The organism is Cryobacterium sp. TMT1-3, from assembly GCF_004402315.1.
GTDB lineage: Bacteria > Actinomycetota > Actinomycetes > Actinomycetales > Microbacteriaceae > Cryobacterium > Cryobacterium luteum.
In genome coordinates this window covers 156,366-180,428 of record NZ_SOFW01000022.1, presented here as the reverse complement: position 1 = coordinate 180,428, position 24,063 = coordinate 156,366, and the positions used below count along the sequence as shown (strand labels likewise).

Below are 24,063 nucleotides of genomic sequence, written 5' to 3'. Positions count from 1 at the left end.
CCTGCGTGGTCAACACCCGCTCGGAGCGGATGACGAGATCGGGGGGAATCATGCGGTCCTCTCCGGTATGTTCAGGGGGTGTTTTCACCCTACTGAAATCGGATTCGGCGCATTCGGGGGTTTGGAAACGTGCCTGACATGCCCCGTCATGCCGCGCAAATGTAGCGCTCGGAGCCCGCCCGCTTACCCGCGAACCTCGCAACCCCGCGAACGACCCGCCCCCGCCGCTCGTGTCTCCTGAGGGGAGCGGATGCCCCGTTCCGACGCGACCCCACCCTGCGCGAGCCGGGCGGGGCATCCGCTCAGCCGTGCAGCAGCCGCCAGATGCGGTCACGCGACATGGGCAGTTCGGTGGGACGGATGCCGATCGCGTCGCGCACCGCATTGGCCAGCGCTGGGGCGACCGGGTTGTAGGTGGATTCGCTCATCGACTTGGCCCCGTACGGCCCGAGCACGTCGTGACTCTGCGCGAAGTACACCTCGGTGACCGGCAGGTCCGCGAGCTGGGGCACATGGTAATTGCGCAGAACCCGGGTCGTCACCGCGCCGGCGCCGTCGAGCACGACCTCTTCGAACAGGGCGGTGCCGAGGGCCTGGGCAACCCCGCCCTCGATCTGGCCGCGGCACTGTTCCGGGTGCATCACGAAGCCGGCATCCGCGGCCTGGATTGACTGCAGAATGCGCACCTCGCCGGTGTCGGTGTTCACGGCCACCCGAAACGCGTGCACGTTGAAGGCGAGCGAGCGCAGCGCGCCGTCCTCACGGCGGGTGGCGGTGAGGTCGACGTCGTTGGCGGCGGCCCAGTCGGCGAGCTCGTCGAGTGAGAGGCTCGTGGCGGCCCCGCGCAGCCCGTCCTTCTCGAGCTGCCACCCGCCGGTCCCGCTGCACGACGCGGCCGCCTCAACGAGCGTCTCGGCCAGCGCGGTCGCCGCGGCGAGCACGGCCTTGCCGGCCACCACGACCCCGGCCGAGCCGAACGCGCCGGAGTCGTAACCGGCGGCATCCGTGTCGGAGTGCACGAGGTCGATGCGGTCCAGGGTGGTGCCGAGCGCCGTCGCGGCGATCTGCGCGTGCACGGTCGTGGTGCCGTTGCCGAACTCGGTCGTGCCGACCCGCACCAGGTAGCGGCCGCCCGGCAGCAGTTGAACGGATGCCTGCGAGCGGTGGCCGCGCGGCGGCGTCGTCGCGATCATCGACGATGCCATTCCGGTGCCGACCCGCCACTGGGCTCCGGCCGGGGCGGCGACCCGATTGCCGCGCTTCAACGCCGCCTCGGCGAGGTCCAGGCACTGGTCGAGGCCGTAGCTGCCGAAGACGAGGTCGGGGCCTTCCTCGTGGGTGACGACGAGGGCGTTCCCGGGGCGCACCGAGTTGAGCCGGCGCAACTCGAACGGGTTCAGCTGGAGTTCGCGGGCGAGCTCGTCGAGGGCGCACTCGACCGCGAAGATGATCTGGCCGAGGCCGTAGCCGCGGAACGCGCCCGACGGGGGGTTGTTTGTGTAGACGCTGTGGGCATCCACTTTCTTGTTGGGCGCGTTGTACAGCGCGACGGATTCGCTCGTGCCGTGGAACATGACGCCGGGGGCGTGATTGCCGTAGGCGCCGGTGTCGGCGAGCACCCCCAGTTGCAGTGCGGTCAGGCGACCGTCGGCCGTGGCGCCGAGGGTCACGTCGATGGTCATCGGGTGCCGCACCGGGGCGATGGTGAGCTCGTCGGTGCGGGTGAATTCGTACTGCACTGGCCGATTGGTTTTCAGTACGGCGAGGGTGACCAGGTCTTCGGTGAGCAGCTCCTGTTTGCCGCCGAAGCCGCCGCCGACGCGCGCGGTGAACACCCGCACCCCGGCCGGGTCGAGGTCGAACAGGCGGCAGATCTCCTTCTGCACCAAAAACGGAACCTGCGAGCTCGTGCGCAGGTTCAACCGATCACCGTCGAGCCAGCCGATCGTGGCATGGGTTTCCAGGTGGGTGTGCGAGATGCGCTGGGTCTGCCAGCGGCCGGAGACCACGGTCGAAGCTTCGGCCAGGCCGGCCTCGACGGAGCCGTACTCGCCGTGCAGCTCGGCGACGAGGTTGCGCTCGGGGTCGGCCAGGCGGGAGACGACCGGGTCTTTGTCGCCGTGCACGAGCGGGGCGCCGGGTTCGAGCGCCAGCCGCGGGTCGAACACGGCGCCCCGCAGGTCGTACTCCACCTCGATCAGGCGGCAGGCCGCTTCGGCGATCGCCACCGAGTCGGCCACGACCGCGGCGACCCGCTGCCCGCGAAAGCGCAGGGTCTGGTCGAAGACCAGGGTGTCGTCGGGATCGTCGAATCGGCTCTCGTGCCGCGCCGTCGAGTACAGGGTGCTGGGGGAGTCGGCGTGGGTGAGCACGCGGTGCACGCCCGGCAGCGCCGCGGCTTTCACCGCATCGAGAGAGCGGATGCGCGCGTGCGCGTGCGGGCTGCCCAGCACGGCGAGGTGGAGCAGCCCCGGAATGGCCACGTCGAGGGTGTACGGCTCGAGCCCGCTGACCACCCGCTGCCCGTTGAGCGCCCCGGGGGAGGTGCCGACCGCGCCGGAGCCTGCTCGGCCGGTCGCCCGCACCGGACCGAGCGTGGAGGCTTCGGCGTGTTCGCGCGTCGGCGCGACATGGCAGGAGCCTTCCGGCGGGGTGTGCTCGCCGACGATCGCGTCGGTGATCGAGCGGTAGCCGGTGCAGCGGCAAAGGTTGCCCTTCAGTAGTCGGGGCAACTCGCTCGGGTCGGTGAGGGCGGCATCCGCTTCGATCGCCGCGGCGGTGACGACCATGCCGGGCGTGCAGAAGCCGCACTGAAAGCCCGCAGCGTCAACGAAACGCTGCTGCACCGGGGCTAGGCTGCCCGGCTGGCCGAGGCCGGCCGCAGTCGTGATGTGCTTACCATTCGCCCGGAACGCCGGGTAGATGCAGGAGTGCACGGGCGTGCCGTCGACCTGCACCGTGCAGGCACCGCAGTCGCCGGTGTCGCAGCCCTTCTTCACCTCGAAGTGCTCGTGCTCGCGCAGCAGGGTACGCAGGCATTGGCCGGGGGTCGGCGTCGCCTCGACTCGGGCGCCGTTGACGTCGAAGGTGACGGTGGCGACGGCCGCGGCCTGTTCCAGCGTCATGAGCCAACCAGGGCGAGCTCGGCGCGAATCTCTTCGCCGAGCAGCAGCCCCATCGCGCGTCGCCAGTCGGCCGCGCCGTGGGCATCCGTGAACCAGCAGTCGATCGCGGCAATGTCGCGGGCGAGCTCGTTGGCGGCGGGCACCCGCGGGTAGCGCAACTGCACCGGACGCAGCGTCGCGGCCGTGACCGTGAGCACAAAACGGCCATCAGCGCCATCAGCAGCTCGGTCAAGCCGCCCGGCCAGCACAGCGCCCGAGCGGCCGAGCGGCGACAGGGCAATCTTGCGGTACGCCGTGGTGGCTTGCAACGACGTTAGCGGCACGCGAACGGAACGCAACACATCGGTGGGCCCGAGCACATTGGTCATATTGCCGGTGACGAACTCGCCGGCCGGCACGATCTCGTCGCTGCCGTCGCCCCGCCAGACGAGCAGTTCGGCGTCGAGCGCGACGGCGAGGGTGATCATGGGCCCGGCCGGAAGCGAGGTGGCCAGGTTGCCGCCGACCGTTGCCACATTCCACACCTTGAACGAGCCGAACAGAGCCGTGCAGCACTGATAGAACAGCGGATGCGCCGCCCACCCCGCCTGCCGTGGCAACCGGGAGAGCTCGGCGAGGGTGCAGGTCGCGGCAATCTCGAGGCCGTCGCTCGGGAACGTCAGCGCCGGCCAGCCGAACGCCTGCAAATCAACGAGACCTGTGAGATGGGCGCGCGGGTCGGCGAACAGCTCGGATCCACCGGCCAGCGGCACAACCGTTGGCCCGAGTGCGTCGAGGTCGCTGCGCTGGCGAGCCGGGATGATGCGGGTGAGCGTACTGAGGTCCATGGGGCTCCGTCGAGTTCCGGGGAAGGCTGCGCTGGGCTGAGAGTGGCCGGATTAACCGTGCGAGCGACCATGGGCGCACGGTAGGGGGTTTCACCAAGCAGGCTACCTCACCGGCGGGTGTGCTCGATGTCGGGCAGAGCCGCCGGTCACACGTCGATGGTGTGCACCAGATCTTCCTGCAGCATGCCGAGCCATTCGTAGAGTTCGCGCAGAAACGGGGTGTCGTCGCCGTCGAGGTGCACGACACCGTCGGGGGCGATCTGCAAGCGGTCGGCGAGGGTCAGCCGCAGGTCGGTGAGGCTGCGCAGCCAGGCCTGCACCGCGTCAGCGTCGAGGGTGATCGTGACCGGCTGGCGATCCGCGCTGTCGGGCGCGCCAGCATCCGCTTCGCCGGCACCGAGGGAGCCCAGCACGATCTGGGCGTTCTGCGCCTTGCGTTCGAGCAGGTTGACCGAGGTGAAGCGGCGAAACTCGGCCGCCGCTTCGTCGTCGTCGCGGTAGGCGTCGGGCAGCAGACGGCCGAAGACGCCGTCGCTCGCGGCGAGCTGAACATCGGCGGCCCCGGCATCGAGCATGTCCGCGAGCTGGCGCGTGGCGAGGCGAAGCAGGTCAGCCTCGATGGGTTCAAACCGGGCGAGCAGGGCGCCGGAAAGCTGCCGGGTGAAGCGCTGGTCGCTCATTCGTCGGCCTTGGCCAGGGTCGCCATCAGGCCGTAGCCGTGCATGGCTTCCACGTGACGTTCCATCGACTCACGGTTGCCGGTGGCGACGACGGCCCGCCCGTTGTTGTGCACCTGCAGCATGAGCCGTTCGGCCTGCTTCGCGGTGACCCCGAAGTAGCTGCGAAAGACGTAGGCGACGTAGGACATGAGGTTGACCGGGTCGTCCCAGACCAGGGTCACCCACGGTCGGTCCAGTGAGACGGACTCGCGAAGTTCGGTGTGTTCGGTAGTCTGCGTCACCCCTTAAGCCTCACACGCTCCGGCCGGGTTTTCCACCGCTATCTGACACTCGCGCGTCATACTCCGCTCTGCGGCGCCCGGGCTTGGGGTGAGGGAATATCCTTGAGGTATGACGTCCCCAGCACCATCGTCCGCAGTTTCGCCAGCGTCCAGCGCCCAGCACCCAGAGTTGGCCCCGCTGACCAATGTTGACGTTGAGCGCATTCGCAATGACTTTCCGGTGCTGCACCAAACGGTGAACGGGCATCCGCTCGTCTATCTCGACTCGGGAGCCACCTCGCAGAACCCGATCAGCGTGATGGAAGCCGAGCAGGAGTACTACGAGCAGCGCAACGCCGCCGTGCACCGCGGCGCCCACACCCTCGCCGTCGAAGCGACCGAGTCCTTCGAAGCGGCCCGCGAGACGGTCGCCGCGTTCGTCGGCGCGCAGCCCGACGAAATCGTCTGGACCTCCAACGCCACCGAGGCCATCAACCTGCTGGCCTACAGCTTCTCCAACGCCTCGCTCGGCCTCGGCGGCCCGGCCGCCCGTCGGTTCAGCCTCGGCGCCGGCGACGAGATCGTCGTCACCGAGATGGAACACCACGCCAACCTCATTCCCTGGCAACAACTCGCGCTACGCACCGGCGCCACCCTGCGCTTCATTCCGGTCCGGGGCGACGGCACCCTCGACCTCGACGCCGCAGCGGATGTTGTGGGCCCGCACACCAGACTGCTCGCCTTCACGCACGGCTCGAACGTCACCGGAACCATCAACCCCGTCGCCGAACTCGTGGCCCTGGCCCGCCGCGTCGGCGCCCTCGTCGTGCTCGATGCCTGCCAGACCGTGCCGCACCTTCCGGTCGACGTCAAGGCGCTCGACGTGGACTTCGCCGTCTTCTCCGGCCACAAGATGCTCGGCCCCACCGGCATCGGCGCCCTCTATGGCAAGGCCGAACTGCTCGACGGCATGCCGCCGTTCCTCACCGGCGGGTCGATGATCACGACCGTCGACATGACGACAGCCGAGTTTCTGGCACCGCCGCAGCGCTTCGAAGCCGGAACCCAGCGCATCTCGCAGGCCATCGCCCTGGCCGCGGCCGTGGACTACCTGAGTGAGACCGGCATGGATCGAGTGCACGCCTGGGAGGCCCAGCTCGGCCAGCGCCTGGTCGCCGGGCTCGCGCAGATTGACGGCGTGCGGCTGCTCGGCCCCGGGCTCGGCGTGGAACGGCTCGGGCTCGCGGCCTTCGACGTCGCCGGAGTGCACGCACACGACGTCGGCCAGTTTCTCGACGACGCCGGTATTGCCGTGCGGGTCGGCCACCACTGCGCGCAGCCGCTGCACCGCCGGCTCGGCGTGACCGCGTCGACCCGGGCGAGCACCTACCTGTACAACACGACCGACGAGGTCGACCTGTTTTTGGCCACCCTCGCCGAGGTCGCACCATTCTTTGGAGTCACGCGATGAGCGACCTGCAGCAGCTGTACCAGACGATCATTCTCGAGCACTCCAAGGCCCGGCACGGAAGCGGCGACCTGACGCCGCTCGCCGACGCCGTGGCGCTCGGCAGCGCGAGCGGCCTGCGCGTGGCCGAGTCGCACCAGATCAACACGAGCTGCGGCGACGAAGTCACCCTGCGAGTGTCGCTGCGTTCCGGCGACGGCGCCGACTCGGTCGCCGAACTGGTCTGGACCGGCGACGGCTGTTCCATCTCGCAGGCATCCGCTTCGATTCTCACTGACGTTCTGCAAGGCCTCAGCGCGACCGAAGCCCGTGCCCTGCTCGACAATTTTCGCGAGATGCTGCGCTCCCGCGGAAAGATCGAGCCCGACGAAGAAATTCTCGGCGACGCCGCGGCCTTCGGGGGAGTCTCGCGCTACCCGGCCCGCGTCAAGTGCGCGATGCTGCCCTGGGTGGCGTTCGAGGCGGCGCTGATCGAGGCGGAGTCGCACTAGCCCGCTGGGCGCTGGGCGCTGGGAGCTGGGCGCCTGAGCCCGAGCCTCACTGTGACCGGGCCCGGGCCCGGAAAGAGGGGGAGGCCGGAACGCGCCCCGAACGAGCTAGTTGTCGCCGGTACCAAGCTCGGCGTGCAGGGGCCAGTCCTGATCGTCCAGAATGAGCTGGGCGCAGGCCCCGGTGCGGGCGTTGACCACGATCGGCGCCATCAGGTTCACCGTCGTGGTGCTCTCGCCCGGGTTGACGACCACGAGCACGAGGGCGTCGTCGGGCGTCGTCAGCGACAGCGCGATGGACTGCTCGCTCGAGATGGCCGGGGTGTAGTTCGGCAGAAAGATGGCCGCATCGAGCACAAACAGGCGCGTGGCCGGCTGAGCGGATGCCTGCAGCGAGTACAGCCCGGCCGCCCCCTCGATCTCGTTGAGCACGAAATCGGTGAGCGGCGACAGCCCCGGCGGGGGAGAGACGAAGCGGAGGGTCGGGCTGGTGAGGGTAGCGGTCATGAGAGAAAGTCCATCAGGGTTGGTTGGAGTACACGGGCGGTAACAGCCAGGGCGGCCTGATAGGTCACTTCCTGCAGTTTCAAATCAATGATGACCTGGCCCAGGTCGGCGTCCTCGATGCCGGAGCGCTGGGCATCCAGCGTGCCGGTCTTTTCGAGCAGGGTCGACTGCGCGCGTTCCATCTGCACCTGGCGGGCACCGATCTCACTGCGCTGACCGGTCATGATAGCCATCCGATCGTCGAGTCCGTTGAGGTAGGAGCTCACCTCAGCACCAGAGCGCAGATCGGTGACGATATTGTCAAGGAGTCCGAACACGGAGGCGGTGCCGGTACCGAAGATCGTGCCGCCCTCAGCATCCACTCGCACGGTGCTGGTGGCGCTGATGCGCCGCTCAACGCCGCCCGTGCCTACAGGGTCGCCCGAATACGCATAGGTCGTCACACCGGTGCTGTTGTCGACGACGGTAGCGAAAGCCGTCGGCTCATTCGAGTTGCCGGCAAAGACGCTGCGCCCCAGAAACTTTGAGTTCGCCTGAGTGAGAAGGTCGGTCTTGAGGCCGTCGATCTCCACCGCGATGGCTTCCTTGGCCGTGGCTGAGAGCGCGCCGGAGTTGGCGCCCTGCACGGTGAGAAAGCGCACCCGGTTCATGATGTCCGACACCGAGCTGAGCGACGACTCTATTGTGGTGAGCCAATCGTTGCCGTTGTCGGCGTTCGCGCTGTATTGGTCGACCGCGCGCATTTCGGCGCGCACCGACATGGCGGCGGCCGCAGCGGTCGGGTCGTCGGAGGAACGGTTGATGGTCTTGAGCGTGCTCGCCTGCTCCTGCAACCGGGCGAGGTGCGTCATGTTCGCCTGCAGGTTGCGCTGGGCGGAGCGCATCTGCGTCTGGGTGGTCACTCTCTCGACCATGAGCTATCTCCCGACCAATCCCGTGCGGTTGATCAGGGTGTCGAGCATCTCGTCGACGGCCGTCATCATGCGGGCCGCTCCCTGATAGGCGTGCTGGAACATAAGCAGGTTCACGTTCTCTTCGTCGAGGTCCACCGAGGAATTGGCGAGCTGCTGGTTGGCAGCCCCCGACGACATCGAGCTGGCCAGCGCCGCCGATTGCAGCTCGGTTTGCGTGAGCACGCCGGTCTTCGTCACGAAATCCGACCACGTCGTGCTCGGCGAGACGATCGCGCCGTCTTTGTCGGTCGCGAATCCGGCGCCGAGCTGGGCGATGGCATCCGCTATGGTGCCGTCATAGGCGCCAGACGTGGCCGATGCGCGAACGGCCATGTCAGCGGATGATTGCGGCACGATGCTGAGACCCTGCGCGAAGGGTGTGCCGGTCGCGAGAGCGAAGAAGTCGTTGCCGTTCTGACCGGGGCCGTCATCATCCGCCTGCGTGAAGCCGGTTTGGTAGATCGTGTTGACCTTCGTGGACAGATCAGTCGCAAAGGAATTGTAGGACTCGGCGGCCTCGGCCAGCGCGCCGCCCGTACCAGTGGCATTGGTCGAGCCAAGCAGCGACAGCGCGCCGGCCATTTCGCCCAGATCCATTGTCACGGCGGTGTCGGCGTTGTCGGCCCACACCAGTTTCACGTCTCCGGCGTCTTGCATCACTCGGGGAGCGTTGGCCTCGACCTTGATCTGGTGCGCGGTGCCGCCCGAGACGAGCGCGTTGCCGCCCACCAGTACATCGACCGTGCCGTCGGCCTGCTCGGTCACGGTGGCACCGGTGAGGGCGGCGATCGTGGTGGTGAGGGCGCTGCGCTGGTCGAGCAGTTCGTTGGCGGTGCCGCCGGTGGCGAGGGTCTGCCGAATCTGCACGTTGAGTGCGGCAACCTGAGTGGCAGCACCATTGAGTTCGGAGACCATATTGTTCAGGTCGCTGCGCACCGATGACCACTCGTCGGAGACGGCCTGGTAGCCCTCGGAGATCTGGGTGAGCAGTTCGCCGGCCGTGCCGAGCAGCAGCGCGGCGGGCGCGGCCGTGTCGGTTCCGTTGGAGAGGGTCTGCCAGCCGGCCCAGAATTCATCGAGCTTGGCCGAGATGCCGTCTTCACCGGGCTCGTTGAGCGAGTCTTCCACCGAGGCGAGCGAGTTGGCGCGCACCGCCGTGTAGCCGGCGGTCGCGGCGGTCGCTCGCACGCGGGCATCCAGTTGGGCGCTGGCGAGGCGGGCGATGCCGTCCATGGCAACGCCCTCGCCCACCCGGGCACCCTGGGAGAAGACGCCGGTCGAGGCCGTGGCGCCAATAGCCGAGGTCGATATGCGTTGGCGGGTGTAGCCATCCGTGTTGGCGTTGGCAATGTTCTGGCCGACCACGTTGAGGCCCTGGCGCGCGGCAACGAGGCCGGTGTACGCGGTGTTCAAGCCACCAAATGTGCTCACCGTGTTCTCCGTTCTTCTCGTTGGTCGTGCAGGTTAGAGGTTGCGGTCAAAAATGCGGGCGGCGGTCACCGGGGTTCCAGTCACTCCGCTCGCGTCGTAGGTCTTGGGATTGGCGCTGACCGTGGCCATCGTCTCCTGGGTGGAGCGCGCCGCCGCCCGAATGAAGCGTTCGTTGGTGTCTTTGAGTTCTTTGATCTGGGTGGCGAGGTCGCCCATGGCCTTGAGGTGTGCGGTGAAGATTTCGCCCCACGGACCTTCAGGGGCACTGGCGGCGAGCTCACGCAGCGTCGCGTCTTCGGCGGTTCCCCACTGGGTCGCCAGTGCGGCTACCTCGACGGAACGGCCGAGTCCGGCTTCGCGCACGTGGCCCAAAACCTGCTCAACCTCGCGAGTGGCATGTTGCAACCAGCGGGATTTACCGCCCTGCAGCAAAAGCTGCTCCTCTTCGAGTTTGAAAACGAGCAATTCGAGAAGTTCACGTTCTCGCCACAGCAACGCAGATAATTCGTTGGCGCCCATGACTCCTCCAGCCAAAAATCGCTCACGCTCAGGCTCACACGGGTGCGCATGCCTAAATCATTCGTTGGCACTATCGGCCGCAAAATGCCCCACGTTAGGCAAAATAGTCTCATCTCTTGCGGAATCGCCCCATCATGTCCTCTAAAGAGAGGACACGTCAAGTCACAAATGGGTCTTTCTGCGCTACCCATTTACCCTCTACTACGAGTAGTTTTGATTTTGCAGGCATCGGGGCCTCCCGCGGGAGGCGCAACAGCCCTTCCGTGCAGATCAGAAAATTGGCATGAGAAGCTCGGGGGCCGCACGTGAATCGCACGGAACGCAATGCCCTCGTGGTCGAGAATCTGCCCCTCGTCGGGTACCTCGTCTCCGAGGTCTGGGCCAAGGCCCGCCACCTCTCCCGCGACGACCTGGCCTCGGCCGGCGCGGTAGCCCTCATCACCTCAGCGGATGCCTTCAACCCGGCCCTCGGAGTTCCCTTCGGCGCCTTCGCCCGCCGTCGCATCATCGGGGCTTTCGCCGACGATATGCGCTCGAGCGACTGGGCCACCCGCTCGGCTCGCCGCCGCATCAAGGAAACCCTCGCCGTGCAGGAGACCCTCGCGGCAGCGCTCGGACGTACCCCGAACGTCACCGAGATAGCGGATGCCCTCGGCGTCGACCGCGAGACGGCCGCAGCCGGCCTCGCTGACGCCGCTCGCACCCTCTCGGCCCTCGACGACACGACCGCCGAGTTTCTCGTGGCCGACACCGCCATGCCCGAGGAGTCGCTGCTCTCCACCGAGCGCCTGGTCTACCTGCGGGCGGCCGTCGAAGCTCTCCCCGAAAAGATGCGGGCCATCGTCGAGCAGATCTACTTCGACGACCGGCCGGTCAAAGACATCGCCGCCGAACTGGGCACCACCCACTCCGCCGTCTCCCAGATGCGTGCCGAAGCCATTCGCCTGCTGCGCGACGGACTCAGCACGCACTACGCCGACGAAATCGAGACCGCGGCTGCCTACCAGCCGGAGTCGCGCATTGCTCCGGCTCGCCGTAGCGCTTACCTCGCCCGGCTCGCCGACCTCGCCACGGTGGGCATGTCGCGCACCGCGCACGAACACCTGCATTTCGATACGGCTGAACTCGCAGCATCCTGAATTTGCACCTCCCTTCGCGTTGGCCCATGGACGGGCCGGCTTCATAACACCTCACGGAAGAAACCATTATGGGCATGCAGGTCAACAACAACACTTCGGCATCAGACGCCTACCGCGAGCTCGCCGCAGCGCAGACGGGCCTCTCGCAGCCAACGGTTGCCATCTCGAGCGGAATCACCTCGACTGAGCGACCCAACACCGAACCGGCCGTCACCGCCGACAGTGTCAACTTCGAGGGCAAGACCCGTGCCGTCTCGGCCGAGAACACGCTCGCCGCAGCCTCACGCCTGACCAACAGTGCCATGGCCGAGCAGATGGTAGACCTCACCCGGGTGAGCATCCTCACCCAGCCGGTCACCGCGGTCTCCGCTCAGGCCAACCAGTCGAACTCCGACGTACTGCAGCTGCTGCGCCCCGCCGCGTAACACAGCTGCGCTTCACCGGTAGCGGATGTTGACGGTGTCACGCACCTGACCGTTGCAGAATTGCTCGCCCTCCCGTACGAACGGCAGAGCTCAGTTCTGCAGCGGTCATTTGTGTGTTCGGGCACTCCGAGCACCGGTCGGCGTCGTTCCGTGAATTCACGAAATCAGTCCACCCGGATTTCTAACCCGCTATCGCAATCGGTCGATAGCTCATGGTGCTGGCCCATGGATGGGCCGGCGTACTTTGACCCAATCACGGAGGATTCATCATGGGCATGCAGGTAAACACCAACGTCGCGGCGAACAACGCCTACCGCAACCTGGCATCAACACAGAACGATCTGTCGAAGTCGCTGGAGAAGCTTTCCAGCGGTCTTCGCATCAACCGTGCAGCGGATGATGCTGCCGGACTCACCATCTCGGAGGGCCTGAAGTCGCAGGTCGGTGGCCTCACGGTCGCCAGCCGCAACGCCCAGGACGGTATCAGCGTTCTGCAGACCGCTGAAGGTTCGCTCAACGAGGTGCAGTCGATCCTCCAGCGCGTGCGCGACCTCGCCGTCCAGGCCGGTAACGACTCGAACAACGCGGAATCACGCGCTGCCATCAAAACAGAGGTTGGCGAACTCACCAAGGAACTCACCCGCATCGGTGACTCCACGAACTTCAACGGCACCAAGCTGCTCAATGGTGGGGCCGCCCTGACCTTCCAGATCGGCGCTGATGGAGACAAGGGAAGCCAGATTTCGGTTAACCTCGACAAGGCGAACGTCACGGCAATCGCAACCCAGCTGACCGGCGGTGACTTGGGAGCGACGGGGACGTCGTTTGCGATCGGAGATGTCAGTAAGCTGACAACAGCTTCGCTGAAATTTTCCAATCTCAAAGATGGTGTTACGACTTCGGTCGCGACGAGCGCACTCAAGGACGTTAACGGCGCAACAGGCGATGCTACCTACGCAGCTGCCTTTCAAAGTGTTGAAGAGTTTGCCGGAGCACTGCGCGGCGACGCCGCATTCGCTGCTAACTTCAGCGTCTCAGTGCAGACGAATGAAAACGGAACTGGCAACGGAATCGTCGTGACAGCACTCAATGGTGGAGCAGTTGGAGTGACGGCACCCGAGGGAACTGTGGTCGGTCTGGCTGCCGGTGCTTCTGGTACGGCGCTCAGCGGCGGACTCAACTTCGACACAGCCGCGAACGCTCAGGCGTCGATCGAGGAAATTGACCGACAGATCACCAACGTCTCGTCAGCTCGCGCGGAACTTGGTGCAAGTCAGAACCGCTTCGAGAGTGTCGTGAAGACCCTGGCCGTCTCCAAGGAAAACCTCACCGCTGCCGGTTCGCGTATTCGCGACACCGACATGGCTGAAGAGATGGTCAAGTACACCCGTGCGAACATCCTGTCGCAGGCCGGTACCGCCATGCTCGCGCAGGCGAACCAGTCCAACTCGGGCGTTCTGCAGCTCCTCCAGTAATACCAGCAACACCGCACGAACAGATTGAACCTGATCTGGGCCTGGTGGCAGGCGGGGCGCGAACTCAACGTCGCGCCTCGCCTGCCGCCGGGCATTTTTCATAACGGCCCGAACAAGCCACCATCATCCGCTCTGATCAACCGATTTCAGGGCACCGGGCGTACGAACCAGAAGGACACCCAATGTCACTCGCAGTCGATGGCCTGATCAGCGGCATGGACACCACCGCGCTGATCAACTCCCTCATGACGCTCGAGGCCGGGCCGCAGACACTGCTCAAGGCCAAGGTCACCGCCTCGAACACCCTGGTGACGGCGCTCCAGAGCCTGAACAGCACCGTTGCCTCGCTCGCCACCCTCGCCACCAAGAGCGTCACCGCCGATTCTCTCAATCTCTACACGGCAAAAAGCAGCTCATCGACGGTCACGACCTCGGCGTCGACTAGCGCGACGTCCGGCTCGCTCGACCTCGTCGTCACCCAGCTGGCCCAGGCCCAGTCCGGCGTCACCGCCGCCATGAGCGTGGCGCCGACCGTCGATTACACCCTCGTCGCGAGCAACGGCGCCAAGACTCCGATCACTTCGGCCAGTACCTCGCTCGACGACGTGGTCAGCGCCATCAACACGGCGGATTCCGGCATCACCGCCACGAAAATAGCCTCTGGAACCGACGGAGCGGGAGTGACGCAGTACCGCCTGCAGCTCGTCGCCGACAAGACCGGCCTGGCCGGCGCCTTCGCCCTGCACGCGGGAACCTCCGCCATGGTGGACGGCGGCACCTCGACCAACCTGCTCACCGCCCCCGGCGCCGCCGTCATCCGCACCGCCCAGGACGCCTCGATCACCCTCTGGAAGGGAACCGCCGCCGAGCAGGCAATCACTTCGTCGACGAACACGTTCGCCGACCTGCTGCCCGGCGTCGCCGTCACGGTGTCCGCCGTGTCGACCGACCCGGTCACGGTGAGCGTCAGCCGGGACGACGCTGCGGTCAGCACCATCGCCAAGACCCTCGTCGATTCGCTCAACTCGCTCTTCGCGTTGATTTCCACGAAGTCCGCCGTGGTCAACAGCACCGACAGCTCCGGCAAAGCCGTGGTCTCTGGCGGTGTCTTCACCGGAGACAGCACCGTGCGCGACGTGAAGCAGAAGATTCTCGATGCGGCGTCATACCCGGTCGGCGGCCGTTCGCCGAGCGAGATCGGCATCAGCATCACCAAGACCGGCACCTTGGAATTCGACGCCGACAAGTTCGCCGCCGCCATGAAAAGTGATCCCGCGTTCGTGAAGTCGGTGCTGAGCGAGATCTCCTCGCGCGTCGCCTCCGCTGCTACCAGCGCCTCGGACAAGTACGACGGCATGATCACCGGCAAGATCACCGGCCAGGAAAGCCTGGTCAAGAGCCTCGGTACCCAAATCGACAGCTGGGACCTGCGCCTCGTCTCCCGACGGGCCAGCCTGGAACGCACCTACGCCTCGATGGAGGTTCAGCTCAGTAACCTGAATGCCCAGTCGGCCTGGCTCACCGCCCAAGTCGATGGCCTCAACGTCTCCAACGGAAAATGATGACTATGACAATGGGAACCAACGCTCAGCGCTCGCGCTACAACCGCGACGCCGTTCTCTCGGCCACTCCGGTGCGCCTGCTCACCATGCTCTACGATCGTCTGCTGCTCGACCTGAACCGGGCCGAAGCCGCCCAGCAGTGCCAGGACTGGCAGATGGCGTCCGACAATTTGATTCACGCCCAGGCCATCGTGTCGGAGCTGAGCACCTCCCTCAACGTCGACGCCTGGGACGGCGGCGAGGGGCTCTTCTCCCTCTATACCTACGTCTCGACCGCCATGGTCAGCGCCAACACGCACCGCGACCCGGCCCGCACTCACGAGTGCATCGCGCTGCTCGAGCCGCTGCGGCTCACCTGGCACGAAGCGGCCGAGATGCTTCCGGCCGCGCCGGCTCCGGTTCCGCGCCTGAGCGGTGAACTCGGCATTGGCTGATCTGGCGGGCTGGGACGCCGCGCTCGACGACCTCGAAATTCGGCTGGATGCTGCGGCGCGGGCTATGGCCGTCGGTGGGTCGGGGAGCTCGCCCAGCGGTGGAGCCGGAGCTTTAGGGGAGTGGACGGCACCGAACGGGCTCGGCGCGATTCCGGCCGAACTCGCCGCGCGGGTGCAGGACCTGCTGCACAACCAGCAGAAGCTCATCGGTGAATTGGAGCGGGCGCGCACCCTCACGCTCAAGCACCTCGCGGCGATACGCTCGGTGCCTCCGGAGCGTGACGCGCGGGCATCCGTTTATCTGGACGTGAACGGCTGACCCCCGTCCGAGGGTAGTAAAACACTGGTAACGCGGCGTAGCGCAACAAACTTTCGGAATGTTCTTACGAACACCTAACGCTTCTATCAAGGCGACCGATAGCAAGCAGTGAGCACGGATTGCTCACCACCGGGCCACGGATTGGCCGTCTTGTCTTTTGTCGACGAAGCGGGTAATCATGCTGGATTCCGTGACCTCCCTGGCCCTCACAAGCGCCCTGGACGGTCTCGCGCTGCGCCAGCGCACCATCGCGAACAACATCGCCAACATCAACACCCCCGACTACCATGCCAAGGTTGTCTCCTTCGAGAATGCCCTGGCCAAATCGGTGGCCGACGGCAACGGAGTTTCGGCGGCCACAACTGAGCGTTCACTCGATCCGACCCTGCTCAACGGCAACAACGTGAACCTCGACACCGAGACCCTCGCCAACATCGACGCCCTGCTGCGCTATCAGTTCGCCGCCAAGGCCGTCGAGGGCCCGGTCTCATCCATTCGCGCCGCGATGAAGACCGCCTGATGGTTGACGCCATCGGCATCGCCGGCAGCGGCATGACCCTGCACCGCAAATGGCTCGACGCCATCGCCGACAACCTCGCCAACGCCAACACCGTCACCGCCACAACGGATGCTGCCTTCCAGGAACGCTACATTCTCGCGCAGGAAGGCCCCGGCAACGTCGGCGCGAGCGCCACAGCCACGTTCGGCGGCGCTGGGGGAACCCTCGTCTACGAGCCGGAGCATCCGCTCGCCGACACCGATGGTTACGTGCGTTACCCCGATATCGACATGGCCGAGCAGATGGGCCACCTCATCATGGCCCAGCGTGGCTACCAGGCCAACGCGGCCGTCGTCGACCGGGCCAAGACCGCCTATGAAGCAGCACTACAGATCGGACGTGGCTGATGCCACTCAGCGCTATCAACGCCACCACCGCACTCTCGGGGGTCATGGGCAGTTCCGCCACGACCGCCACACAACGCACCGACGGCTCGGGCTTCGGCACCGCACTCTCGGGTGCCGTCGACAACCTGCAGCAGCTGCAGGGCACCTCCAACACCCTCGCAATCCAGGCCGTCACCGGTGACCTGGGTGACATTCACACCGCCACCATCGCGGCCACCCGCGCCCAGGTGACCATGGAACTCGTCGCTGCCGTGCGTAACAAGGGCGTCGACGCGTTCAACGAGATCATGAGGATGCAAGCCTGATGCCCCGGCAAGTCACCAGCGTCTTCAAACGCCTCGGAAACGCGATTCGCGAGTTCACCATCGCCCAGCGCACGGTCGCCATCATCGGCGTCGCCGTGCTCGTGCTCGGCATCGCCGCGCTCAGCATGTGGGTCACCCAGCCCTCCTACACCCCCCTGTTCTCCGGCCTCAGCGGCGAAGACGCCAACAGCATCGTCGAGCAGCTGCGCACCGACGGCGTCGACTACGAACTCGCCGACGGCGGCGCCACCATTCTGGTGCCCGAAGCCAACGTCTACGACGAGCGCATCAAAGCCGCTTCCACCGGCCTGCCCACCTCGAGCACCGGGGGCTACTCCCTGCTCGACACCATGGGCGTCACCTCGAGCGAGTTTCAGCAGTCGGTCACCTACAAGCGTGCGCTCGAGGGTGAACTCGCCAAGACCATCGGAGCCCTCGATGGTGTGAAGCTGGCCTCGGTGCAGCTCGCCATTCCCGAAGAGAGCGTCTTCGTATCGGAGCAGAACGACCCGACGGCATCCGTTTTCGTTGAAACCCAGAACGGCGTCACGCTCTCCAACGACCAGGTGCAGGCGATTGTGCACCTGACCAGCGCCTCCATCGACGGCATGACCGCCGCCGACGTTGCCGTGGTCGACTCGACCGGCGCCGTGCTCTCCGCCGTCGGCGTCGGCGCCACCGGAGGAGCCGACCAGCAGGCCTCCGACTATGAGACCCGCGTGCGTACCGCCGTGCAGGACATGCTCGATCAGGTCGTCGGTGCCGGCAACGCCAGCGTCGTCGTTGCCGCGGACATGAGCTACGAATCGGCCGAACGCGTCGAAGAAACGTTCACCGCGCCCACCGACACCCTGGCCCTCAACGAATCCGTCGACACCGAGACCTACTCGGGAACGGGCGGCAGCGCGGCCGGCGTGCTCGGCTCCGATACGGCCGCCGTTGCCGACGGCGCCACCGACGGCACGTTCTCGAGCGAATCGACGACCCGCAATAACGCCGTCAACAAGGTAACCGAAAGCCGCACCATCCCGGCCGGATCCATCACCCGCCAGACGGTCTCCGTGGCCGTCGATGCCGATGCCGCCGCCAACCTCAACGTGGCCGACATCACATCGCTCGTCGCCTCGGCTGCCGGCATCGACGCCATCCGCGGCGACGCGGTCACCGTCGAGGTCATGGCCTTCGACACCACGGGGGCGACCGCCGCCGCCGACGCGCTCAAGACCGCAACGGATGCCGCGGCCGCCGACCAGTTCGCCGAGATTCTGCGGGTGGCGGTGATCACCGCCGGAATCGTGGTCGCCCTCGTCGTCAGCCTGATTCTCTACGCCCGCCGGTCACGCCGCCAGAGCCGGGAATCGGTGGAAATCGGGGACCTCACCGAAATGCAGAAGGCCCTGGGGGACGCCACCGTTCCGCTCGCCGTGACGGCGTCGGCCGGCTCCCTGTTTCTCGACAACCCGAACAACACCCCGACCAAGGTCATTCCCACCGTCAAGTTCGTGCCCTCAGACACCGACATTCGCCGCGCCGAGATCGACTCGCTCGCCCAGAACGACCCGCGGGCCACCGCCGAGTTCCTGCGCGGATTCATGGATGACCGGCAGCACGCATGACCGAGACCCAAACCTCACTGACCGGCACCCAAAAGGTGGCCGTCGTGCTCATGAACATGGATCGCCAGCGTGCGACCGAGGTCATGAAGCAGTTCAACGATGTCGAGGCCGAGGTCATCGCCGGGGAGATCATCCAGCTGCGCAACGTCGACCCGGCACTGGCTGAGACAACCCTCCACGAGTTTCACGAGATCACCCTCAAGGGCCGCCGGCTGTCGCGCGGCGGACACGAGTTCGCCGTGGGGCTGCTCGAGGCGTCCTTCGGTGCCGAGCGCGCGGCGGGCGTCATGAACCGCGTCGCCACGTCGATGGCCGGCAAAGCGTTCGAGTTTCTGGACCCGTCGGAGCCCGGCGACGTGCTCAACCTGCTCGACGGTGAAATGCCCCAGACCATCGCCCTCGTGTTGGCGCACCTGCGGCGCGACCAGGCATCCGCTGTGCTGGCGGGTATGGAACCGGGCCTGCGCACCGACGTCGCCCAGTGCATCGCCACCATGTCGAGCGCCACCCCCGAAGCCATTCGTGTCGTCACCGACACGCTCAAACTGCGCACCGGTAAAATTGTCGCGCGGGAGAGCATCGAGGTGGTCGGCGGAATCCAGCCGCTCGTCGACATCATCAACCGAGCGGATGCCGCCACCGAGCGGGCGCTTCTGGAAAGTCTCGAAGAGCGCGACCCCGCCCTGGCCGAAGAGATTCGATCGCGCATGCTCACCTTCGCCGACATCGTCAAGCTTGAGAGCCGTGATGTGCAGCAGGTGCTGCGCGGTATCGACACCAACACCCTGGCCATGGCCATGAAGGGAACCTCCGACGGCGTCGTCGAGGTCATTCGCGCCAACCTTTCCGAGCGCAACCGTGACGTGCTCGACGACGAGACCAAGAGCCTCGGGCCGGTGCGCATGCGCCAGGTCGAAGACGCCCGTGCCAAAATCGTGCGGGCGATCCGCGACATGGAAGCACAGGGCAGCATTACCGTGCAACGCGATGCCGATGACGAATATGTCAACTGACACCGGTTTCGGTCGCATGGCGTTTCCGCGCCTGCGCGACGAGGAACAGGACCGCGACGCCGAACAAAGCCGGGCAGAGGGTCACGCCGCCGGCTACACCGAGGGGCTGCGTCTCGCCGCAGCGGATGTCGAACGTCGCGCCGACGAGATCAACGCCGAGCACGCCCAGAACGAACGCTACGGCGAAGCGCAGATCGACCATGCCGTGCTGCTGCTCGCCGCTGCCGCCCGCGCCCTCGACGAACGCAGCATTCCGCTCATCCAGCAGGCCGAGAGCACGCTCGTGAACATGTCCCTCGACCTCGCGGAGGCCATCCTCGGCGTGGAACTCAGTCGCACCGAGCCGTCTGCGCGCCGCGCCCTCGAGCGTGCGCTGCACCAGCCCGACCAGCTCGACCGCAGCGAGGTGCACACCATTCGCATGCACCCGGATGATCTCGCAATTCTGGGCGAGCAGACTCACGCGCTCGGCAGCATCCGCTTTCAGGCCGATTCGCGGCTGAAACGCGGCGATGCGATCACCGAGTTCAGTGACGGCTTTCTGGACGCCCGCATCGGCACCGCCTTCGCGCGGGCCACGGCCGCCCTCAACGAGGAGCGGTCATGATCACGCCGTGGCGCCCGCGCGCGCAGCAACTCACTCAGGCATTGAAGGCCGGCCGTCCCGAACGCGTCGGCATTGTCACGTCAATCATCGGACTGAGCGTCGAGGTGCGCGGCCTGCGCTCAGCCATCGGCGACATCGTCACGCTCGGCGCCGAACCGGGCACAGCCGGCATCGACGCTGAAGTCGTCGCCACGACGCAGGGGGGAGTGCGGTGCATGCCGCTGGGCCGCATCACCGGTTTGCAGGCCGGCGCCCGCGTGCGATCGGCCGGTTCCCCCCTGCTTGTGCCCACCGGCCGTGGCCTGTTCGGCCGGGTGATCGACGGGCTTGGCCGGCCGATCGACGGCAAGGGTCCGCTGCACTCCGACGCCTTCGTCTCCCTCGAACACGACAGCCCTTCGGCAATGCACCGGGCGCGCATCACCACCCCGTTGCACCTCGGCGTGCGGGTTCTCGACACGCTCACCACGGTCGGTCGCGGCCAGCGCCTGGGCCTGTTCGCCGGTTCCGGCGTTGGCAAGTCGTCGCTGCTGTCGATGATCGCCCGCGGAACGGATGCCCAGGTGTCGGTCATCGCGCTGGTGGGGGAGCGCGGACGTGAGGTTCGCGAGTTTCTCGAAGACGATCTCGGGGCAGAAGGGCTCGCCCGCTCCATCGTCGTAGTGTCCACCTCGGACGAACCCGCGATGATGCGGCTGCGCGCAGCCTTCACCGCGACGCGCATCGCCGAATCGTTTCGCGACCAGGGCGCCGACGTCATGCTCATGATGGACTCGCTCACCCGCGTGGCCATGGCCCAGCGCGAGATCGGGCTGTCGGTCGGCGAACCGCCGGCCACCCGTGGCTACCCGCCGTCGACCTTCTCCGTGCTGGCGCGGCTGCTCGAACGCGCCGGCACCGGCGAGACCGGTTCGATCACCGGTATCTACACCGTGCTCGTCGACGGTGACGATCACAACGAACCGATCGCCGATGCGGCGCGGTCCATTCTCGACGGGCACGTCGTACTCGATCGCAAGCTCGCGATCACCGGTCATTTTCCCTCGGTTGACGTGCTCGCCAGCATCTCGCGTGTCGCCTCCCGGGTGAACAGCCCCGACCGCTCCGCGATCGCGACCACCCTGCGCAAGGTGATGGCCGCCCGGCAGGGCGCCCAGGACCTGCTCGACGTGGGCGCCTACCGTGCCGGCACCAATCCGCTCGTCGATGCCGCCGTCGACAACGATGGCGCGATCAAGGCTTTTCTGCAGCAGCGGATGGACGACCAGACTCCCAGCGACCAGGCCTGGGCTCAGCTGGGCCGGTTGACCCGCGCGTTCGGGGTGGCCGCATGAGCCGCCTCTTTCCCCTCGCCGGGCTGCTGCGGCTGCGTCGGCTGCAGCAGGATCAGGCTGCCCTCGACCTCGCCGAGGCCAATGCCCGGGTGGCCGCGAGTGAGGCGCGTCGCGGGCGGGCCCGCTCCGCCCTCAATTCCATCGGCAACAGCCCCCAGACCGTCGCCGCACTCAACGCCATGGCCGCCGCCCGATCATCGTCGCGAAGCATGCTCGCCGAACTCGATGCCGTGGGACGCAACCACCAGGAGACCCTCGACTCGGCACAATCGGTGTTCAACGCGGCTCGAGCCGAGTCGATAGCGCTGGAGAAACTGCACGAACGGCACGCCGCCGCCGTGCTGGCATCCGACCTGCACGCCGAGCAGACCGTGCTCGACGAGATCGCTGGCGCACGCTGGCACCGCAACCGCAACCGCACCGCCCCGACCGAAGAGCAGGAGACGCCATGACGATGATCGCGGCTATGGGCCGAATCAGCCAGATTCAGGCGACGCTGCAGCAGCTCTCCAGCGTCTCGACCGAGAAGGTCACAACGACCGCCGCCGCAACGACGACCGCGGCGGCATCCGCTTCGGCCGACAGCTTTGCGGCCACCCTCGCGGCGGCGCTCGGTACCACCGCGCCCAGCGCGGCCGGTGCGAGCAACGGCACGACCGGCGCCGACGTCGTCGCGTCGGCCGAGAAATACCTCGGCGTTCCCTACGTGTTCGGCGGTGAAGACTCCAGCGGCATGGACTGCTCCGGACTCGTGCAAACCGTGTATGCCGACATTGGAATAGAACTGCCGCGCCTCGTCTCGGGCCAGATGAAGATGGGCACCGAGGTCGCCTCTCTCGCCGAAGCCCAGCCCGGCGACCTCATCGTCACCGGCGGCGGCGACCACATTCTCATCTATGCCGGCGACAACAAGGTCATCCACGCTCCGTATCCCGGCCGCACCGTCTGCCTGCGGGAGGCCTACATGACGGATGCCGACATCACCACCATCCGCCGCATCATTCCGCCCACGACCGCGGCAACGGCACCCGGTTCCGCCGACATGCTCAGCGCCGCATTCGCCGCTTTCGCCCAGCAGAACTCAACCGTCACGGGAGGCACACTATGACGCTCACCCTCGGTCAGTTTCGGCCCAGCGCGGCCCCGGCCGCATCGCCGCCCCTGCGCGAGTCGAACCCGGCGTCGCCGGGCGCCGACGCGTTCGGGTCGATCATGCACGACACGCTCGCCGACCGTGCCGCCCTCGCATCGGCCGCGAGCGCCGAGCGGCAGCAGAAGGCCGACCGCACGGCGACCGAGTCGGCATTTGCGCCTGCTGACTCGTCGACACTGAATTCCGGTGGGGCCGCCACTGCAGCGGATGCCACGCCTTCCGTGACGGCATCTTTTTCGGCCGAGATGACCTGGGCGACCGGCGCTGCTTCTGCTGCAGCCGCTGCTGCCGCCGGCACTACGGCGGAGCCCAGCGTTGACGCTGGGCTGGTCGGCCCGGCGACGCTCGACGGCGGCGGGCTTGAGGGCAGCGCGCTTGACGGCGCGGCGCTGGATGCCGCAGCCCATCTCACCGCGTCCTCGGCAGCAATCCCCACGTCGACCGGTGCCGCGGCGGCCACGTTCATTCCAGGAAACGCCCTGGCCGCGCCCGGTACCGCGCCCAGCGCAGCGACGGCTGCCGCGTCCAGCGGCACCGCAGTCTCGTCCGCCGCAGCGTTTTCCAACGTCGTAGCCGCTTCCCCGGGAGCGGCAGGTCGGGCCACTGCAGCTTTCGCCCGAACCCCTGCCTCAGCGATGTCAGAGTCCGCCGCGGTAGTCACCGGAACGGATTCCTCCACCCTTCCCGCCGAAACTCCCTCGGTGACCGCTTCCGTCGGCACACCGGCGACCCCGACCGCAGCGACACAGGCAAGCGCGACCGCGGCGCCGACCCTGCCCGGTACTGCCCCGAACGGTGCTGCCCAGAACGGTGCTGCCCAGAACGGCGCCGCCCAGGCCGCCAACCAGCCGAATCTCAACGCGCCCCTCGCCGCGAGCACTGGCGGAGCTGCTGGTTCTGCGCCACTCGAATCGATACGGCTGACCGGCACCGACGCCAGCGCACCCACACCAGCCGCGGCATCCGCTGGGCCGGCCGGGGAGCCATCGGCCGTGCCGGTCGCACTGCCGACCACGCTGGCGACCACGCTGGCGACCACGCTGGCGACCACGCTGGCGACGGCAACCCCGGTCGCTGCGCCGGCACCGACCACCGCCGTGCCGCTCACGACGCAGATCATGAAGCCGCTGTTCTCGCTCGCCAGTGCCGCGGCCGGCGAGCACGTGCTCACCATCAGTGTGACCCCCGACAACCTCGGGCCGGTCACCGTGCGCGCACACGTGACGGGAGAGGGTATTCGGGTGGAGCTGTTCGCTCCCACCGACCTGGCCCGCGAAGCCCTGCGGGTGATTCTGCCCGACCTGCGCCGCGACCTCGCCGGCACCGGCGTGAGCGCGCAACTAAACCTGTCTTCCGACAGCCAGGCCAGCGATCCGGGTGCCACCCGTCAGCCCCGCTCCGAGGCTGACGGTCGCAATCCCAACGCTCGCAGTCCCGACGGGCAGGCGCCTGACACTCCGCTGCAGAACCAACCACCCCGATTCGGGTCCACCCACACCATCGACGTACTGGCTTAG

General features: G+C 67.0%; 26 protein-coding genes. 18 read left to right on the top strand and 8 right to left on the bottom strand.

Annotation, left to right across the window (positions count from 1 at the left end):
- Positions 1–302: 302 nt before the first annotated feature.
- The 4 genes from E3O25_RS08080 to clpS form a co-directional block, all read right to left on the bottom strand.
- A complete protein-coding gene (locus E3O25_RS08080; protein ID WP_134360893.1) occupies positions 303–3,125 on the bottom strand; it encodes a molybdopterin-dependent oxidoreductase in 2,823 nt (940 codons plus the stop codon).
- Complete coding sequence (locus tag E3O25_RS08075) at positions 3,122–3,952, bottom strand: FAD binding domain-containing protein (RefSeq protein WP_134360892.1); 831 nt, start codon at positions 3,950–3,952, stop codon at positions 3,122–3,124. Before E3O25_RS08075 ends, E3O25_RS08080 begins: the two co-directional genes overlap by 4 nt.
- A gap of 146 nt (positions 3,953–4,098) precedes the next feature.
- Positions 4,099–4,632, bottom strand: a complete 534-nt coding sequence (locus tag E3O25_RS08070) for a DUF2017 family protein (protein WP_134360891.1) — start codon at positions 4,630–4,632, stop codon at positions 4,099–4,101.
- On the bottom strand, positions 4,629–4,913 hold the full coding sequence (gene clpS / locus E3O25_RS08065; RefSeq protein ID WP_092110195.1) for an ATP-dependent Clp protease adapter ClpS: 285 nt from the start codon (positions 4,911–4,913) through the stop codon (positions 4,629–4,631). Before clpS ends, E3O25_RS08070 begins: the two co-directional genes overlap by 4 nt.
- Before the next feature lie 109 nt (positions 4,914–5,022).
- On the opposite strand from clpS, the gene E3O25_RS08060 reads away from it, so the two are divergent.
- On the top strand, positions 5,023–6,363 hold the full coding sequence (locus tag E3O25_RS08060) for an aminotransferase class V-fold PLP-dependent enzyme (RefSeq protein WP_134360890.1): 1,341 nt from the start codon (positions 5,023–5,025) through the stop codon (positions 6,361–6,363).
- Complete coding sequence (sufU, locus tag E3O25_RS08055) at positions 6,360–6,851, top strand: Fe-S cluster assembly sulfur transfer protein SufU (protein ID WP_092110191.1); 492 nt, start codon at positions 6,360–6,362, stop codon at positions 6,849–6,851. The genes E3O25_RS08060 and sufU overlap by 4 nt, the downstream gene beginning before the upstream one ends.
- Before the next feature lie 105 nt (positions 6,852–6,956).
- On the opposite strand, the gene E3O25_RS08050 is transcribed toward sufU, so the two are convergent.
- Genes E3O25_RS08050 through E3O25_RS08035 form a run of 4 tightly spaced genes read right to left on the bottom strand, consistent with a single transcriptional unit; the run spans position 6,957 to position 10,258 of the window.
- Positions 6,957–7,355, bottom strand: coding sequence for a flagellar assembly protein FliW (locus E3O25_RS08050; protein WP_092110189.1), 399 nt, complete (start codon positions 7,353–7,355; stop codon positions 6,957–6,959).
- Positions 7,352–8,257, bottom strand: a complete 906-nt coding sequence (gene flgL, locus E3O25_RS08045) for a flagellar hook-associated protein FlgL (RefSeq protein WP_241988540.1) — start codon at positions 8,255–8,257, stop codon at positions 7,352–7,354. Before flgL ends, E3O25_RS08050 begins: the two co-directional genes overlap by 4 nt.
- A 15-nt stretch (positions 8,258–8,272) precedes the next feature.
- The gene (flgK, locus tag E3O25_RS08040; protein WP_134360888.1) at positions 8,273–9,739 is read right to left on the bottom strand and encodes a flagellar hook-associated protein FlgK; all 1,467 of its coding nucleotides are present in this window, start codon (positions 9,737–9,739) and stop codon (positions 8,273–8,275) included.
- Positions 9,740–9,772: 33 nt separating this feature from the next.
- Positions 9,773–10,258, bottom strand: a complete 486-nt coding sequence (locus E3O25_RS08035) for a flagellar protein FlgN (RefSeq protein WP_134360887.1) — start codon at positions 10,256–10,258, stop codon at positions 9,773–9,775.
- A gap of 305 nt (positions 10,259–10,563) precedes the next feature.
- Between E3O25_RS08035 and E3O25_RS08030 the strand changes: the two genes are divergently transcribed.
- The 16 genes from E3O25_RS08030 (at position 10,564) to E3O25_RS07955 (ending at position 24,063) form a co-directional block, all read left to right on the top strand.
- Positions 10,564–11,397: a sigma-70 family RNA polymerase sigma factor gene (locus E3O25_RS08030; protein ID WP_134360886.1), complete on the top strand. Its 834-nt coding sequence runs from the start codon at positions 10,564–10,566 to the stop codon at positions 11,395–11,397.
- Positions 11,398–11,471: 74 nt separating this feature from the next.
- On the top strand, positions 11,472–11,822 hold the full coding sequence (locus tag E3O25_RS08025) for a flagellin (protein ID WP_166805999.1): 351 nt from the start codon (positions 11,472–11,474) through the stop codon (positions 11,820–11,822).
- Positions 11,823–12,091: 269 nt separating this feature from the next.
- Positions 12,092–13,297 carry a flagellin gene (locus E3O25_RS08020; RefSeq protein WP_134360884.1) on the top strand — a complete coding sequence of 402 codons (1,206 nt, stop codon included), beginning with the start codon at positions 12,092–12,094 and terminating at the stop codon, positions 13,295–13,297.
- 182 nt (positions 13,298–13,479) lie between these two features.
- On the top strand, positions 13,480–14,859 hold the full coding sequence (gene fliD / locus E3O25_RS08015; protein ID WP_134360883.1) for a flagellar filament capping protein FliD: 1,380 nt from the start codon (positions 13,480–13,482) through the stop codon (positions 14,857–14,859).
- Between the two features lie 5 nt (positions 14,860–14,864).
- Positions 14,865–15,293: a flagellar export chaperone FliS gene (gene fliS, locus E3O25_RS08010; protein ID WP_134360882.1), complete on the top strand. Its 429-nt coding sequence runs from the start codon at positions 14,865–14,867 to the stop codon at positions 15,291–15,293.
- Complete coding sequence (locus E3O25_RS08005) at positions 15,286–15,612, top strand: hypothetical protein (protein WP_134360881.1); 327 nt, start codon at positions 15,286–15,288, stop codon at positions 15,610–15,612. The genes fliS and E3O25_RS08005 overlap by 8 nt, the downstream gene beginning before the upstream one ends.
- Positions 15,613–15,790: 178 nt before the next feature.
- On the top strand, positions 15,791–16,132 hold the full coding sequence (locus tag E3O25_RS08000; RefSeq protein WP_092110173.1) for a flagellar basal body protein: 342 nt from the start codon (positions 15,791–15,793) through the stop codon (positions 16,130–16,132).
- The gene (locus E3O25_RS07995) at positions 16,129–16,518 is read left to right on the top strand and encodes a flagellar basal body rod protein FlgC (protein ID WP_092110171.1); all 390 of its coding nucleotides are present in this window, start codon (positions 16,129–16,131) and stop codon (positions 16,516–16,518) included. Before E3O25_RS08000 ends, E3O25_RS07995 begins: the two co-directional genes overlap by 4 nt.
- Complete coding sequence (gene fliE / locus E3O25_RS07990; protein WP_092110169.1) at positions 16,518–16,823, top strand: flagellar hook-basal body complex protein FliE; 306 nt, start codon at positions 16,518–16,520, stop codon at positions 16,821–16,823. Before E3O25_RS07995 ends, fliE begins: the two co-directional genes overlap by 1 nt.
- Positions 16,823–18,439 carry a flagellar basal-body MS-ring/collar protein FliF gene (gene fliF / locus E3O25_RS07985; RefSeq protein WP_134360880.1) on the top strand — a complete coding sequence of 539 codons (1,617 nt, stop codon included), beginning with the start codon at positions 16,823–16,825 and terminating at the stop codon, positions 18,437–18,439. Before fliE ends, fliF begins: the two co-directional genes overlap by 1 nt.
- Complete coding sequence (fliG, locus tag E3O25_RS07980) at positions 18,436–19,452, top strand: flagellar motor switch protein FliG (protein WP_134360879.1); 1,017 nt, start codon at positions 18,436–18,438, stop codon at positions 19,450–19,452. Before fliF ends, fliG begins: the two co-directional genes overlap by 4 nt.
- On the top strand, positions 19,442–20,059 hold the full coding sequence (locus E3O25_RS07975; protein WP_166787803.1) for a FliH/SctL family protein: 618 nt from the start codon (positions 19,442–19,444) through the stop codon (positions 20,057–20,059). The genes fliG and E3O25_RS07975 overlap by 11 nt, the downstream gene beginning before the upstream one ends.
- Positions 20,056–21,393, top strand: coding sequence for a FliI/YscN family ATPase (locus tag E3O25_RS07970; protein ID WP_092110160.1), 1,338 nt, complete (start codon positions 20,056–20,058; stop codon positions 21,391–21,393). The genes E3O25_RS07975 and E3O25_RS07970 overlap by 4 nt, the downstream gene beginning before the upstream one ends.
- The gene (locus E3O25_RS07965; RefSeq protein ID WP_092110158.1) at positions 21,390–21,845 is read left to right on the top strand and encodes a flagellar FliJ family protein; all 456 of its coding nucleotides are present in this window, start codon (positions 21,390–21,392) and stop codon (positions 21,843–21,845) included. Before E3O25_RS07970 ends, E3O25_RS07965 begins: the two co-directional genes overlap by 4 nt.
- The gene (locus tag E3O25_RS07960; RefSeq protein ID WP_092110156.1) at positions 21,842–22,501 is read left to right on the top strand and encodes a C40 family peptidase; all 660 of its coding nucleotides are present in this window, start codon (positions 21,842–21,844) and stop codon (positions 22,499–22,501) included. The genes E3O25_RS07965 and E3O25_RS07960 overlap by 4 nt, the downstream gene beginning before the upstream one ends.
- Entirely contained in the window at positions 22,498–24,063 is a 1,566-nt protein-coding gene (locus tag E3O25_RS07955; protein WP_134360878.1) for a flagellar hook-length control protein FliK, read from the top strand. The genes E3O25_RS07960 and E3O25_RS07955 overlap by 4 nt, the downstream gene beginning before the upstream one ends.